The sequence below is a fragment of the Enterobacter sp. EGD-HP1 genome, from assembly GCF_000733275.2.
Taxonomy (GTDB): Bacteria; Pseudomonadota; Gammaproteobacteria; order Enterobacterales; family Enterobacteriaceae; genus Enterobacter.
This window is the reverse complement of sequence record NZ_AVOP01000002.1, coordinates 109,333-123,406: the sequence shown is the minus strand read 5'-3', so window position 1 is coordinate 123,406 and position 14,074 is coordinate 109,333. Positions and strand designations below refer to the sequence as shown.

General features: G+C 53.0%; 14 protein-coding genes. 8 read left to right on the top strand and 6 right to left on the bottom strand.

What is annotated here, in order from left to right; genetic code table 11:
* Positions 1–240: 240 nt before the first annotated feature.
* Positions 241–2,622 (top strand): glucose/quinate/shikimate family membrane-bound PQQ-dependent dehydrogenase, encoded by a 2,382-nt coding sequence (locus N037_RS04475; protein ID WP_032639349.1) that lies wholly within the window; start codon positions 241–243, stop codon positions 2,620–2,622.
* 90 nt (positions 2,623–2,712) lie between these two features.
* Here the strand turns inward: N037_RS04475 and N037_RS04470 are convergent, their stop codons facing one another.
* The 3 genes from N037_RS04470 to N037_RS04460 all read right to left on the bottom strand — a co-directional run bounded on the left by N037_RS04470 (position 2,713) and on the right by N037_RS04460 (position 5,989).
* Positions 2,713–4,404, bottom strand: a complete 1,692-nt coding sequence (locus tag N037_RS04470; protein ID WP_032639347.1) for a methyl-accepting chemotaxis protein — start codon at positions 4,402–4,404, stop codon at positions 2,713–2,715.
* Positions 4,405–4,564: 160 nt separating this feature from the next.
* Positions 4,565–5,683 carry an S-(hydroxymethyl)glutathione dehydrogenase/class III alcohol dehydrogenase gene (locus tag N037_RS04465; protein WP_029740540.1) on the bottom strand — a complete coding sequence of 373 codons (1,119 nt, stop codon included), beginning with the start codon at positions 5,681–5,683 and terminating at the stop codon, positions 4,565–4,567.
* 30 nt (positions 5,684–5,713) lie between these two features.
* Positions 5,714–5,989, bottom strand: a complete 276-nt coding sequence (locus N037_RS04460; protein ID WP_032639344.1) for a metal/formaldehyde-sensitive transcriptional repressor — start codon at positions 5,987–5,989, stop codon at positions 5,714–5,716.
* Positions 5,990–6,219: 230 nt separating this feature from the next.
* Here N037_RS04460 and N037_RS23455 point away from each other — a divergent pair, with 230 nt between their 5' ends.
* The 4 genes from N037_RS23455 to N037_RS04445 all read left to right on the top strand — a co-directional run bounded on the left by N037_RS23455 (position 6,220) and on the right by N037_RS04445 (position 8,916).
* The gene (locus N037_RS23455; protein WP_023335652.1) at positions 6,220–6,588 is read left to right on the top strand and encodes a hypothetical protein; all 369 of its coding nucleotides are present in this window, start codon (positions 6,220–6,222) and stop codon (positions 6,586–6,588) included.
* The gene (locus tag N037_RS04455; protein ID WP_032639342.1) at positions 6,588–7,091 is read left to right on the top strand and encodes a YbjP/YqhG family protein; all 504 of its coding nucleotides are present in this window, start codon (positions 6,588–6,590) and stop codon (positions 7,089–7,091) included. The genes N037_RS23455 and N037_RS04455 overlap by 1 nt, the downstream gene beginning before the upstream one ends.
* Positions 7,092–7,154: 63 nt before the next feature.
* On the top strand, positions 7,155–8,021 hold the full coding sequence (locus N037_RS04450) for an AraC family transcriptional regulator (protein ID WP_032639340.1): 867 nt from the start codon (positions 7,155–7,157) through the stop codon (positions 8,019–8,021).
* Positions 8,022–8,325: 304 nt separating this feature from the next.
* Entirely contained in the window at positions 8,326–8,916 is a 591-nt protein-coding gene (locus N037_RS04445) for a LysE family translocator (RefSeq protein WP_032639338.1), read from the top strand.
* A 5-nt stretch (positions 8,917–8,921) separates the two neighbouring features.
* Here the strand turns inward: N037_RS04445 and N037_RS04440 are convergent, their stop codons facing one another.
* Complete coding sequence (locus N037_RS04440) at positions 8,922–9,815, bottom strand: LysR family transcriptional regulator (RefSeq protein ID WP_032639335.1); 894 nt, start codon at positions 9,813–9,815, stop codon at positions 8,922–8,924.
* A 52-nt stretch (positions 9,816–9,867) separates the two neighbouring features.
* Positions 9,868–10,824: a LysR family transcriptional regulator gene (locus N037_RS04435; RefSeq protein WP_050511214.1), complete on the bottom strand. Its 957-nt coding sequence runs from the start codon at positions 10,822–10,824 to the stop codon at positions 9,868–9,870.
* A gap of 90 nt (positions 10,825–10,914) precedes the next feature.
* On the opposite strand from N037_RS04435, the gene N037_RS04430 reads away from it, so the two are divergent.
* The 3 genes from N037_RS04430 to N037_RS04420 all read left to right on the top strand — a co-directional run bounded on the left by N037_RS04430 (position 10,915) and on the right by N037_RS04420 (position 12,575).
* Positions 10,915–11,391, top strand: a complete 477-nt coding sequence (locus N037_RS04430; RefSeq protein ID WP_032639332.1) for a GNAT family N-acetyltransferase — start codon at positions 10,915–10,917, stop codon at positions 11,389–11,391.
* A 123-nt stretch (positions 11,392–11,514) separates the two neighbouring features.
* Positions 11,515–12,183 carry an epoxyqueuosine reductase QueH gene (locus tag N037_RS04425; protein WP_023335645.1) on the top strand — a complete coding sequence of 223 codons (669 nt, stop codon included), beginning with the start codon at positions 11,515–11,517 and terminating at the stop codon, positions 12,181–12,183.
* Positions 12,184–12,302: 119 nt separating this feature from the next.
* Positions 12,303–12,575: a DUF883 family protein gene (locus N037_RS04420; protein WP_032639327.1), complete on the top strand. Its 273-nt coding sequence runs from the start codon at positions 12,303–12,305 to the stop codon at positions 12,573–12,575.
* 26 nt (positions 12,576–12,601) lie between these two features.
* Here N037_RS04420 and N037_RS04415 read toward each other — a convergent pair whose 3' ends face one another.
* A complete protein-coding gene (locus N037_RS04415; protein ID WP_032639325.1) occupies positions 12,602–14,065 on the bottom strand; it encodes an EAL domain-containing protein in 1,464 nt (487 codons plus the stop codon).
* Positions 14,066–14,074 lie beyond the last annotated feature (9 nt).

Genomic DNA, 14,074 nt, shown 5'->3' with positions numbered 1-14,074 from the left:
CCCTAACCCTCTCCCCCTAGGGGCGAGGGGACTAGCCCGTGCGTTAATCAAATAATGCGGAATAATCCATTAACAATTGCGTAAAACAATTTAACAGTTTTATCATAACGGTGGATTCACCAAATGGTTCGCAAATCATTTTATAAAACCGAATTCACCCGTATTAATCATTATTCTTCCCGCAATTATTACCCAACTGGTACACATCCGACACGGCGGGGGGATCGAAAGGAGAAAGACATGGCATTTGGCAGCGCGCCGCGCGGGATACCTCGTATTCTGCAGTGGCTTCTTGCCGGACTGATGATGCTCATCGGTCTGGCGGTCGGCGGGTTGGGCTTTAAGCTCGCCACCGTAGGCGGAAGTGGATACTTCCTGATAATGGGCGTGGTCATGGTGATTGCCGCGATCCTGATTTTCCTCAATCGCACCAGCGGGATCGTGCTTTACAGCATCGCCTTTATTGCCTCGCTGTTCTGGGCGGTAAGCGATGCGGGCTGGGATTTCTGGCCGCTCTTCTCTCGCCTGTTTACCTTTGCCGTACTGGCCTTCCTCTGCGCCATCGTCTGGCCTTTCCTGCGAGCTGCGAACCACAGCGCCGCGAACAAGGCACCCGCTTTTGGCGTCGCGGCCGTGCTCGCGGTGGCCATGCTGGTCAGCCTGGGCTGGATGTTTAAGCCACAAACCCTGGTGGCCGCGAACGAGGCCGTTCCGGTCAAGCCCGTCGCCCCCGGCGAGCAGCAAAAGAACTGGGAGCACTGGGGCAATACCACCCACGGCGACCGTTTTGCCGCGCTGGACCAGATTAACAAGCAAAACGTCAGCGATCTGAAAGTCGCCTGGATTGCGCACACCGGCGATATTCCGCAGAGCAACGGCTCCGGCGCGGAAGATCAGAACACCCCCTTACAGGTTGGCGACACGCTGTATGTCTGTACCCCATACAGTAAGGTGCTGGCGCTGGACGTGGATTCCGGCAAAGAAAAATGGCGCTACGATTCCAAAGCCACGGCGCCTAACTGGCAGCGCTGCCGCGGTCTGGGCTATTTTGAAGACCATTCAAGCGTGACAACGTCACAGGCAGAAGCACAGCCTGCGGCCTGCCCTCGCCGCCTGTTCCTGCCGACCACCGACGCCCGCCTGATTGCCATCAACGCGGATACCGGCAAGGTCTGCGAAGACTTCGGCGACCATGGCACCGTGGATCTGAGCGTCGGCATGGGCGAAATTAAGCCCGGCTACTATCAGCAAACCTCAACGCCGCTTGTCGCCGGGAATGTCGTTGTCGTCGGCGGTCGCGTCGCGGATAACTTCTCCACCGGCGAACCGCCGGGCGTGGTGCGCGCCTACGACGTGCACACCGGTAAGCTGGCGTGGGCGTGGGATCCGGGTAATCCGAACCTGACCGGCCTGCCGCCGGAAGGCCAGACCTACACCCGCGGCACGCCGAACGTCTGGTCAGCGATGTCTTACGACGCTAAGCTGAACCTGATCTACCTGCCAACCGGCAACGCCACCCCGGATTTCTGGGCGGGTGAACGTACCGCGCTCGACGATAAATACAGCTCTTCCATCGTCGCCGTTGACGCGACCACCGGTCAGGTGCGCTGGCATTTCCAGACGACCCACCACGACCTGTGGGATTTCGACCTGCCTTCCCAGCCGCTGCTGTACGACCTGCCGGACGGTAAAGGCGGCACCACGCCTGTGCTGGTGCAGACCAGCAAGCAGGGCATGATCTTCATGCTTAACCGCGAAACCGGCAAGCCGGTGGCGAAGGTAGAAGAACGTCCGGTTCCGGCGGGGAACGTTGAAGGTGAACGCTATTCTCCGACCCAGCCGTATTCCGTTGGTATGCCGATGATTGGCAACCAGACGCTGACCGAATCCGACATGTGGGGGGCGACGCCTGTCGACCTGCTGCTGTGCCGCATTCAGTTTAAAGAGATGCGTCATCAGGGCGTCTTCACCCCGCCGGGTCTCGACCGTTCCCTGCAGTTCCCTGGCTCTCTCGGCGGGATGAACTGGGGCAGCGTCTCCGTTGACCCGAACAACAGCCTGATGTTCGTCAACGATATGCGCCTGGGCCTGGCAAACTACATGGTACCGCGCGCTAACGTGGCGAAAAACGCAAGCGGCATCGAGATGGGTATCGTACCGATGGACGGCACGCCGTTCGGCGCGATGCGCGAACGCTTCCTGTCGCCGCTGGGCATTCCGTGCCAGAAGCCACCGTTTGGCACCATGTCAGCCGTTGACCTGAAAACCGGCAAGCTGGTGTGGCAGGTGCCTGTCGGCACGGTGGAAGATACCGGCCCGCTGGGCATTCGCATGCACATGCCAATCCCAATCGGTATGCCGACGCTGGGCGCATCGCTCTCGACCCAGTCCGGCCTGCTGTTCTTCGCCGGCACGCAGGATTTCTACCTGCGCGCGTTTGATACCGCCACCGGGAAAGAGATCTGGAAAGACCGTCTGCCTGTCGGTAGCCAGTCCGGCCCGATGACCTACGTGTCGCCGAAAACCGGTAAACAGTACATCATCATCAACGCCGGGGGCGCTCGCCAGTCGCCGGATCGCGGTGATTACGTTATCGCGTACGCATTACCCGATAAAAAGTAAGATGTGAAAAAGGGACCGAAAGGTCCCTTTTTTTGTAGGTCAGATTTGGTAGATCGGGTAAGCGAAGCGTCACCCGACACAACACGCCACTCAGAACGTCTCCCAGTTTTCCCCGGATACCGTCGCCGCAGGGCGCAACGGCGCGTTCTTCACCGCTGGCGCAGACACCACCGCCCGGCCCGACTTTGCACCGCTCAAACGAAACGCCCCAACCGCCTCGGTCAGCCGCGCGCCCTGTTCCTCCAGTGACGCCGCCGCGGCGGAGGCTTCCTCCACCAGCGAGGCGTTCTGCTGGGTCACTTTATCCATCTCGGAAATCGCCTGACTCACCTGCACAATACCGCGGCTCTGCTCATCGGACGCGGCGGCAATCTCCAGCATGATGTCGGTTACGCGTTTAACCGCATCGACGATTTCATTCATGGTATGACCGGCGGCGACAACTTCACCGGAGCCCTGATCGATCAGCGAAACCGATTCGTTGATCAGGCTTTCGATCTCTTTTGCGGCATTCGCACTGCGGCTTGCAAGAGTACGGACTTCACTTGCCACCACGGCAAACCCGCGCCCCTGTTCACCCGCACGCGCGGCTTCTACCGCCGCGTTAAGCGCCAGGATATTGGTCTGGAACGCAATGCTGTTAATCACGGCGGTAATCTCAGAGATCTTTTTCGAACTGGTGGAGATATTGCCCATGGTTTTGACCACGCCGGAGACCATCTGTCCGCCACGGCTGGCTTTACCGGAGGCATCTTCCGCCAGCTTGCTGGCATGATGGGCATTATCGGCGTTCTGTTTCACTGTCGCGGTAAGCTGTTCCATGCTTGCGGCGGTTTGCTCAATGGCTGCGGCCTGCTGCTCGGTGCGCGAAGAGAGATCGGTGTTACCGGCTGAAATCTCGCTGGTGCCGCGGTAGATCTCCTCCGCCCCCTGACGTACGGTGCCCACGGTGTTTTCAAGCGAGTGCTGCATGGTTTGCAGATCGCGCGTCAGGCGGCCAATTTCGCTGCGCCCGGCCACATCGTCCGGCATCGTCAGGTCGCCTTTGGCGATATTCTCGATACGTTTCGCTGCCCGCTGCAGCGGATTGATTACCGTACGGCGCAGCACAACAAAGGTCATCGCCGTCAGCACCAGCGCCAGCGCAAACGCGCCCACCATAAACATCAGGCCCAATTGCGTGCGGCTGTGCGCCTGCGCCGTCAGCGCACTTGCGCGGTCGGTACGAATCTTAATCGCCTTCAGCAGAACGGCGTTGTACGCGTCATCCAGCGGGCGGGCCGTTTCATTTTCGTGATTGATTATCGCTTCGAACATGCCGTTTTTGGCGAATTTCACCATCGGCTGCAGACCCGCAATATAGGCGTCGTAGCGCGATTTAAGGTCAGCATCCAGCGCTTCGTCCTCAGCGGTACGCACGGCACGATTCATATAGGCGGTAAAGCTCTCCTGGGACTGCTTAATGCGCGTTTCCGCCTCTCTGATGTTCTGCTTCATCGCATCCATCTCCGCGATGCGGCTTGCCGCACCGGCGTGGATCAAATTGATACGCGCGGTTCGCAGATGGTTTGAGCTGTTCGACAGCCCCATACGCACCTGAATTTCGGATGTGACATCCTGCTGATCGCGATCGGCCTGCAGCAGGAAATACCCCGCCAGACCCGAGCTCAAGGCAAACAGAAGAATAATGCCACCGAGAATGGAGGAAAACAGCGGAACCAGCCTGATGTGATGCAAGAAGCCCAGCTTGCGCTGCGCCAGCATCGAAGTAGTGTTGTCCATGACCGTCGACTCTCTTGTAGGTAAGATGCGCAAAAACACGCCTGTTAGATAGTCATCGGCACGGTTGGGATTTAGATTACGGCTAAAAACGCCGCACTGGTCACACTTTAGAGAAGATTATTAAAGAAACGCCAGCGGCGAAAAACCGCTGGCAGAAGAGTTACTTGTCGCCGAAATGAATGACGGTACGGATGGATTTTCCTTCGTGCATCAGATCGAACGCCTCGTTGATCTGCTCCAGCGGTAAACGGTGGGTGATGAACGGGTCAAGCTGGATCTTGCCGGCCATGGCATCTTCAACCATCCCCGGCAGCTGGGTACGGCCCTTCACGCCGCCAAAGGCGGAACCGCGCCACACGCGCCCGGTCACCAGCTGGAATGGACGGGTTTTAATCTCCTGACCCGCACCGGCCACGCCAATGATGATGCTCTCGCCCCAGCCTTTGTGGCAGCATTCGAGCGCAGAACGCATCACGTTCACGTTGCCGATACATTCAAAGCTGAAGTCAACGCCGCCGTCTGTCAGTTCTACGATGACGTCCTGAATCGGTTTTTCGTGATCTTTCGGGTTCACGAAATCGGTCGCGCCCATTTCACCCGCCAGCTTGAATTTCTCCGGGTTGGTGTCCACCGCGATGATACGACCGGCCTTTGCCTGCACCGCGCCCTGAATCACCGCCAGACCAATGCCACCGAGACCGAATACCGCAACGGTATCGCCCTCTTTGACTTTTGCCGTGTTATGCACCGCGCCAATACCGGTGGTCACGCCGCAGCCCAGCAGGCAGACTTTATCCAGCGGCGCCTGCGGGTTCACCTTCGCCAGCGAGATCTCCGCGCAAACGGTGTATTCGCTGAAGGTGCTGGTGCCCATATAATGATAAACAGGCTCGCCGTTATACGAGAAACGGGTGGTGCCGTCCGGCATCAGTCCTTTCCCCTGAGTCGCGCGAACCGCCTGACAGAGGTTGGTTTTACCGGATTTACAGAACTTACACTCGCCGCACTCCGCCGTGTACAGCGGGATCACGTGATCTCCCGGCTTCAGGCTGGTCACGCCCTCGCCCACTTCCACCACTATCCCGCCGCCTTCATGACCCAGCACCGCCGGGAAGACGCCTTCCGGATCGTCACCGGAGAGCGTAAACGCATCGGTATGGCACACGCCGGTATGGGTGATTTTGATCAGCACTTCGCCTTTCTTCGGCGGTGCCACGTCTATTTCAACGATTTTCAGCGGCTGGCCGGGACCAAATGCAACTGCAGCGCGAGATTTCATATGTCTTCCCTTCTTGTCAGGTGTGTGGGTTTATTTTAGATAAGAGCGCAGCAAATGGCCGACTTCCGCCATGCGTACGGCTCGCTGATCCGGCGTGGTTTCCCCCGTTACCAGCTCATCTTTGAGGTGAATTTCAACCATTTCGCCCATCAGGCCATTGGCAGCCCCGCGCACGGCGGCGATTTGCTGCAGGATGGCCAGACAGGGGTCGCCCGACTTCAGCGCGCGTTCAAGGGCATCAACCTGTCCCCGAATGCGACGGACGCGGGTAAGAATACGTTTTTTATCTTCGGGTGAATGCGGCATACGCCCTCCTGATACTATAGGGGGGTATGGTATTTAACTTTTATCTCGATGTAAACCTTCTGTTTCCATTGCAACATCAGCGTATCTACCGCATATCATCAACCAAGCGAACCAAACTTCAAAAAGAGATAATCTTCTGAAATATATAATTTTTTAATGACATTATTTGCCTAACCGGATTGTAGCTTCCGTTGTTTAGTGACGATTTCATATACAACAGGAGTTAACACATGGCATGGAACAAACACGCAGCGGCCCTGCATGCACGCCAAAATGCAGGAACTTCATCGCAAAAACGCTGTGGAGAATATACGCGTAAGGCAATACGTGCAGGTGGCGTGGATGTTGGCAATGCACCTAACGCAAAAGACTATGGCAGTAACCTTGAACGGGCAGGTTTTCGAGTTTTAGGGCAAGGTGAAACATTACAGGAAGGCGATGTGGTTGTTATTCAGCCTTATGCTGGAGGTAATCCTGCGGGTCACATGGCAATTTATGACGGCACTACCTGGTACTCTGACTTCAGACAAAGAGATATGTGGGGTGGCCCGGGATATCGCTCCTCACGCCCTGCTTACAAAATTTACAGGAAAAGCTGATGCGTTACGTTCTCTTGATGTGCCTGTTACTAACGGGATGTTCAACGCAAATGGATGCGCCGGAAAAACGTACTCATGACTTTTACACGTTTTACCTCACTGCTTTCGTTACAGACAGCAAAGAAGATAATCTCGATTCACCAAAAATGCGTGACTATATTGCGCAAGACACGCTCTCCCGACTGCAAAAAATTTCCTCTCTCTATGAACAAGAAATTATCGGTTCTGATTATTTTACCTATACGCAAGACTATGCGGCGGAGTGGATCCCTGACCTAAGCGTAAGCAACGCGATAAACTCGGTGTCCGGAAAAGTTGTTAACGTCGAACTGGGTGCAGGTAATGGGCAAAAACTGCGGTTAAACGTGTATCTGCGCAATGAAGACGGTAAATGGAAAATATATCGCGTCACCGATGCGAGTCATCATTTCGAACAGTATATTTTTGACGAGAGGGCGATTGCTGCGGCACAACGATATGCGGCCAGTATAACTTCTCCATAATTAGCAAGATCGGTCAGGATTCTGGCCGTTCGCTGATGCAAAGTAGGTCATCAGGAGGATGCAATGAACGATGCAATCAAAACGGCTTACCGCGAGCGCTTCACGATGGTGTGCGACTATATCGCCCGCCATCTTGATGAACCGCTCACGCTGGAGAAGCTCAGCGCGTTAGCCTGCTGTTCGCCTTATCATTTTCACCGGCAGTTTCTGGCGTTTAGCGGCCAGCCTTTATATCGCTATATCCAATGGCTACGCCTGCGTCATGCTTCCTGGCGACTGGCGTTTAACCCTCAGGATAAGGTGATTGATATTGCGCTCGATGCCGGGTTCCAGAGCCCTGAATCGTTCAGTCGCGCCTTCAGAAACGCGTTTGGAAAAAGCCCGCGTCAGTTTCGGCAGCAGCCGGACTGGCTGAACTGGCACCAGCGCGTACCTAAAATGACCTTTCAGGAGCAAAAAACGATGGAAATTAAGATTGTAAATTTCCCACAGACCCAAGTGGCAATGCTGCAGCACCGCGGCAGTCCGGAACGGGTTAATGACAGCGCGGCGAAATTTATTGCCTGGCGTAAAAGCACGGGCCTATCGCCAGTACACGAAAGCAGCACGTTTGGCATTGCCTGGGATGACCCGGCAACCACACCCGCAGAAGCCTTTCGTTTTGATATCTGTGGCAGTACCTCTGAAGCAATACCAGAGAATGAATTTGGGGTTTTCAGCGGTGAAATCGATGGTGGTCGTTACGCCGTCGGGCGTCACACGGGCTCGCTGGATACCATTTCCGCCACGGTGTGGGCGATGTTTCGCGACTGGCTACCGGCCAGCGGCGAAACGCTGCGTGATGCCCCGGTATTTTTCCACTACCTCAACTTTATTCACGAGGTGCCGGAACATGCGCTGCAAACCGATATCTATCTGCCGTTAAATTGACTATCCCTTATTAACCGCCATTTCTGCCGGGCGGCACTGCGCTTACCCGGCCTACAGTCTCCTGCCAGCCTGCGTCGCAAGCCAGCGAGTCGCCCTCGCAGACCACAGAGTAAATAACGGAAACCCTATCACTAATGGGCCACCCGCGCCTGCGCGGTCGGAGCAAAAAATCAAACACACCTTTAGATAAAGGCCACTTACTCTGTCGTACGTTCCCAGATAGTATTCAGAAACATAACCAGTAAAGTCGTGACTTAATAGTCGCGGTACCTCTAATGCAGATAAGCCAACCCACGGAGATAAAATGCTGTTACTTTTTACAATGTTTATATTTTCACTGACGCTTTCATTTTCTCCTGGCCCGGTTAATATGGTGATTATATCGTCTGGTGCCGTTCACGGTTTTAAAAATACCTTCTCATTTGTCTCCGGTGCAACGATAGGGTTTACGTTATTACTTATCTTTATTTGTTTCGGTTTTTACGCTGCAATCGAAAAATATCCTGTATTTTTCCGTTATCTTAATATTGCCGGTTCTTTATTTATTATGTATCTGGGCTATAGGATAGCATCGTCCCGGCCCGATATGTCATTAACCAAAACGGATTCACCCGGTTTTGTTCAGGGTTTTGTCATGCAGTGGATCAATCCCAAAGCATGGACCGCGTGCGCTTCAGGGGCAGCGTTGTTTTCAGAACCCGCAAACCCTGCGACAGCACTCGTCTTTATAACAATCTATTTTTTAGTCTGTTACCTGTCGCTTTCGGCATGGGCATTGATGGGAGAAAAGGTGTCGGTGCTGCTCAGGAGCACACGGCATCTCCGTACGTTTAACGTGTTGATGGGTGGGCTGCTGCTTATTACGGCGTGCTACATGCTCTCTTTAGCATTTTAAAACCTTTATAACGTGTGAAACTCAATCGCGTTATAAATATCATTAATCAATTTGTAGGCAATACTGCTGGTCGACATATTAGAAGGCCATACGGCATACACTTTCAGCGGTTCTAATGACCAGTCAGGAAGTATTTCCTGCATTTCTCCACGCTTAACGTCCTCTTCGCTTAAATAGCGAGGAGGTGCGGCGAGTCCAATTTGTTGCCTGGCAAGGGCATACGCGGCTTCGACATTATCTACATACACCTCAGGCGTATACGTTACGACAGCCACCTCCCCAGATTTATGCCGGAATTCCCGGTTATTCTGCCTCATATTAAGTCCAATCCACGGCAGTTTCGCCAGGTCATCAGGATGCGTAATCGTCGGGTAATGACTGAGCAAATCACGGGAAGCGACTACCTGGCGCGGCAGCACAAAAAGATGGCGCGCTTTAAGAGAACTGTCCGGAAGTTCGCCGATTCGAAATGCCACATCGATACCGTCGGCAATAATATCTCTGCGCGTATCGCTGTAAGAGATATTCAGTAAAATGCCCGGATGACGTTTTATAAAATCGGCCAGATGGCGGGTAAACGCACTCTTCAAAAAAACGGCAGGAAGAGAAACCGTAAGCTTATTCGCCGTTGAGATCGAACGCTGCTTAAATTCAATGACCCCCTGCTCATAAAGCGCCAGCATCGATTTGGCCGTTTCCAGCAAGCTTGCGCCATCGTGAGTCAGAGAGAGTTTACGCGTGTTTCTGTAGAGCAACGCGCAGCCAAGATTTTTTTCCAGCTTTGTTAAATGCGTGCTTGCCGTTGCAGTTGTAAGCCCTAGCGCTTCTGCCCCGCCTGAAATGGATCCTGCCTCAGCAATCTTTGCAAACACTATCAGATAACGGATGTCATCAATCATTTATCGTCCTGTTGCGAAGGCGTTCCTGCGAACTCCTGATTCAATCATAGAGTTACGATATCGTACTTTCCTCCCGGGAGCCAGACAGCCCGGAATGACGCGCCAGCGTTTGCAGCGCCTCCTTAAGCCAGCGCGTTGCGCCCCGCTGTCCGCTGCGTTTGTGCGAGTAAATTTTCACCTCAAACGTGCGTATCGAAAACGGTAAAGGAAAAATCCTCAGGTCCGCTGCCGCAGCTAGCTTCTCAGCGGCAAAACGGGGGATTGCCATCAGCAGGTCGCTTTCCGCAACGATAAACGGCGCGCTGAGCATCGACGGCGTTTTGATCGCGATTTGTCGGGTATAGCCCAATTGCTCAAGCCGCACGTCCAGAACGCCCTGCTTCTCATTCCATGGCGTCACCACCAGGTGTCGGGCTGCGAGATAATCCTCCAGCGTAAGACGCGTTCGGCGCGCGTTGCTGATGACCACATACTCATCTTCAAACCAGTCGATCTCTTCCAGTTCCGGGTGCCGGATATCATCCTGAGTGCTGAACCCCAGCGCGAGATCCACTTCGCCCGCCAGCAGTTCCGTCAGCGCCGGGCTGTGCGGAAGATAGCGTAATTCGAAACGCAAACCCGGAGCAGCAAGCTGCAGTTTGTGCATCAGCGCCGGGAAAATGCACAGCGCGGTAAAGTCCGTAATCCCAATGAGTAAGCTTTCGGTACTGCTGGCAGGATCAAACTCCGGCTGCGGGGTCAGCTCATGATTCAGGAACGACAGTGCGGAAGCAATGGAAGGCGCAAGCTGAGAGGCATACACGGTGGGGGACATGCGATGCCCTTCCCGAAAAAAGAGCGGGTCATTAAGGGTGATGCGCAATCGCGACAGCGCATGGCTCAGCGCTGAAGTGCTCATCGCCAGCTCATCAGCGGCAAGCCGAACGGTACGGTGGCGGTAAATCGCGTCGAAAACGGGCAGCAGGTTTAAATCAAGACGTCTCAGTACCGGATGCATAATATTCATCATTTGTTGATTTCATTGCACTTAATTCTTCGGACAATACTCCGTATGCTTAACGCCATCAATTGAAACACAGGCTAAAAAACAGGAAAAACAATGAGCATAACCATTCGTCAGGCCCGTCCCGAAGATGCAGCGGCAATTTACGCCATGATCTACGAGCTCGCGGTGTACGAAAAAGCGCCGGAAGAAGTGGTGACCACGCCAGAGGAGATCCGGGAAACGCTCTTTGGCACCGGCGGTAAAACCGAAGCGTTGATCGCGGAATATGAAGGTAAGATCGCCGGCTATGCCGTGTTCTTCACCAGCTATTCGACCTGGCTCGGACGCAACGGTATTTACATGGAAGACCTGTACGTTTCACCGGACTATCGCGGTAATGGCGCGGGAAGAGCGCTGCTGAAACATATTGCGCAGCTCGCGGTAAAACGGCAGTGCGGGCGCCTTGAATGGAGCGTGCTGGACTGGAACCAGCCCGCCATTGATTTTTACCTGAGCATAGGCGCGCTGCCGCAGTCCGAATGGGTTCGCTATCGTCTTGATGCCGAAGCGCTGCTGAAATTTGCCGAATAGCGACACGTGGTATCGGAGAAGATCCCGCCCGCGGGATCGCTCTGTCCTGCCTTTATCCCGCCTCAACAGATTCTGAATTTATGCTACCCTTCCATAAATTTCATAAACATAGTGCAGAACGCCATGACGACAGCCCCTTTTATCCGCCCACAACTTTCCCTGCCAGACGGTGCCGACAAGCTGCTGTTGCACTCCTGCTGCGCCCCCTGCTCGGGTGAAGTGATGGAGGCTATCCAGGCGTCGGGGATTGACTACACGATTTTCTTCTACAACCCTAATATCCATCCACAAAAGGAATACCTTATTCGGAAAGAGGAGAATATTCGCTTTGCGGAAAAACACGGCGTGCCGTTTGTTGATGCCGATTACGACACCGATAACTGGTTTGAGCGCGCGAAAGGCATGGAATGGGAACCCGAGCGTGGCGTCCGCTGCACCATGTGCTTCGATATGCGTTTCGAGCGTACGGCGCTCTATGCAGCAGAAAATGGATTCAGCGTCATCAGCAGCTCGCTGGGGATCTCCCGCTGGAAAAACATGCAGCAGATAAATGACTGCGGCCAGCGTGCTGCCGCGCGCTATCCGGGTATGGTTTACTGGGACTATAACTGGCGTAAACAGGGCGGCTCCTCTCGCATGATTGAGATCAGCAAGCGGGAGCAGTTTTACCAGCAGGAATACTGCGGGTGCGTTTATTCGCTCAGGGACAGTAACCTGCATCGTAAGTCTCAGGGCCGCCCGCTGATCCGCATCGGGAAACTGTATTATGGTCAGGATGACAATGAGAAATAACGGGTTCCCGGTATAGAGATATATCCTAAAACAGCCCTGTCAGGTGCCGAAATTAACCTTTCGCCTCCCACATCTGCAAAGAGCGGCTATCCTTTAATTATCAACAAAAGGAGGCAAAAATGTCTGATTTCGGTACTGATAAAAACACCCAGTTTGCTGAAGACAAAGCAAAAAATAAACTTGATGAACTTGCAGGTTCAGCGCAACAGCAGTTCGGTGATTTTGTAGATTCACCCAAGCATCAGGTCAAAGGTGCAGCTAAAAAATATGCCGCGCAGGCCAGCGATGCCGTTACCGACGTTACTGAAGCTGTCAGAAATAATCCCCTCACCGGCCTCGTTGCAGCAGGTGCGGTCGGTATTGTTCTCGGCCTGCTGCTGGGTCGAAAATAATGAAAGGCCCTTCGGGGCTTTTTTTATTAACTAAACAACCTCACCATGCGATCTAACTCCTCCTCTTTCACGGCTCGCGATAAATAATAACCCTGAAAATTCTTGACGCCCAGCGCGACTAATTTCTCAAATTTTTCTTCACTATCAACCCCCTCCGCAATACAGTCCGTTCCGGTCATCTCGCTATAAAGCTGTATCGCTTTAATCAGGTTATAGTCATTGTCATTTGCCACAAAATGCTCAACGATGTCCCGATCCAGCTTAAGACCATCAAAATGCACTTGCCGCACCGGGAACATGGTTTGATGATTAGAGAAACAGTCATCCAGAAACAATCGACACCCCGTGTTACGTAAATGCCGCATGGTTTCAGGGATCCTTTTGTCCTTCGTCACGTCAATATCTTCAGCAAATTCAAAGACCAGCTTTTCGGCCCATTGTGGTTTGAGCAGCATGTCGATAGCTTTTTTCGCCATATCAGGCAATGCGTTTCCGGAAGCCAGGCGTGGTGGGATATTCACTGAAAAATAGTATTTTCCATTATATTTATTAATCCCCGACACGGCAGCATGGATGACTAGCGCTGTTATTTTTAACCATATTTCATGACTGGAGATATCCGCGAGAAAGCTGGCTGGCTTGACAATTTTACCGTTTTTATTCCAGCGAATCAGTATTTCAAAGCCAACACCCTTTTTGTCGCGATCGGTAATTATTTGATAGGCAGGAAAGATCTCTCTTTTAAGTAGCGCATTGAAGATTTCTGTTTCCTTATTCGTAAACTCTTTTTTTGGACGCTGATGTTTAACCCCTCCTTCCGCTTTAAAATTATGTGGATCGTGTAGCCATCGCTTAATTAAGCGTAATTTCAGCACGCCTTCCTTGCGATGGGTATAAACCGTTTTATTTGAAAGCCCCATTTCGTCACACATCTCTTTTACGGACATGCCGCGGTAGAAATTTAACAAAACGTCAATTTCTCTTTTTGTTAACCACTTTACGTTTTCTTGCGAAGCATTATCTCTGCAGCGATCGCGTAACAGGTACGAACGATCCTTAAAGACGTTATATTTCGTATGAATACAGCTTATGACATCTGAAACGCGGGCTACACGAATTAATGATAATTGATAACTGTTATTTAAAAGACTGGTCAGGGTACGATACAACCAGCCATCCGGCATGTCTCCGTACAGGGTGACGCGTCGAATAACGGGAAGCGCATTGAGCACGGATGCCAGTCGCTTCAGGCTCTCCAGGAGAGTAACGATACCTTTTCCGAGGAACACCACAATATTAGCATTCTGATTTATAAGAATATTTTCAATATCTTCATGAGAAGCCTCATCCCCGTTAAAGTGAATACGCGAAGCCTGAATACCATACTGATTAAGGATCAGACTGTATCCCTGGAACGTAAAACCGCAGGCTGAAATGACAAATTTTTGTTCGTCGCACGCCCCATTTCTGAGAGAAATTTTGTGGGTCATAACCTGCTC

Excerpts from the sequence above, each read along its gene's own strand:
- N037_RS04475 (WP_032639349.1), top strand. The coding sequence starts at position 241 with ATGGCATTTGGCAGCGCGCCGCGCGGGATACCTCGTATTCTGCAGTGG.
- N037_RS04470 (WP_032639347.1), bottom strand. The coding sequence starts at position 4,404 with ATGGACAACACTACTTCGATGCTGGCGCAGCGCAAGCTGGGCTTCTTG.
- N037_RS04465 (WP_029740540.1), bottom strand. The coding sequence starts at position 5,683 with ATGAAATCTCGCGCTGCAGTTGCATTTGGTCCCGGCCAGCCGCTGAAA.
- N037_RS04460 (WP_032639344.1), bottom strand. The coding sequence starts at position 5,989 with ATGCCGCATTCACCCGAAGATAAAAAACGTATTCTTACCCGCGTCCGT.
- N037_RS23455 (WP_023335652.1), top strand. The coding sequence starts at position 6,220 with ATGGCATGGAACAAACACGCAGCGGCCCTGCATGCACGCCAAAATGCA.
- N037_RS04455 (WP_032639342.1), top strand. The coding sequence starts at position 6,588 with ATGCGTTACGTTCTCTTGATGTGCCTGTTACTAACGGGATGTTCAACG.
- N037_RS04450 (WP_032639340.1), top strand. The coding sequence starts at position 7,155 with ATGAACGATGCAATCAAAACGGCTTACCGCGAGCGCTTCACGATGGTG.
- N037_RS04445 (WP_032639338.1), top strand. The coding sequence starts at position 8,326 with ATGCTGTTACTTTTTACAATGTTTATATTTTCACTGACGCTTTCATTT.
- N037_RS04440 (WP_032639335.1), bottom strand. The coding sequence starts at position 9,815 with ATGATTGATGACATCCGTTATCTGATAGTGTTTGCAAAGATTGCTGAG.
- N037_RS04435 (WP_050511214.1), bottom strand. The coding sequence starts at position 10,824 with ATGATGAATATTATGCATCCGGTACTGAGACGTCTTGATTTAAACCTG.
- N037_RS04430 (WP_032639332.1), top strand. The coding sequence starts at position 10,915 with ATGAGCATAACCATTCGTCAGGCCCGTCCCGAAGATGCAGCGGCAATT.
- N037_RS04425 (WP_023335645.1), top strand. The coding sequence starts at position 11,515 with ATGACGACAGCCCCTTTTATCCGCCCACAACTTTCCCTGCCAGACGGT.
- N037_RS04420 (WP_032639327.1), top strand. The coding sequence starts at position 12,303 with ATGTCTGATTTCGGTACTGATAAAAACACCCAGTTTGCTGAAGACAAA.
- N037_RS04415 (WP_032639325.1), bottom strand. The coding sequence starts at position 14,065 with ATGACCCACAAAATTTCTCTCAGAAATGGGGCGTGCGACGAACAAAAA.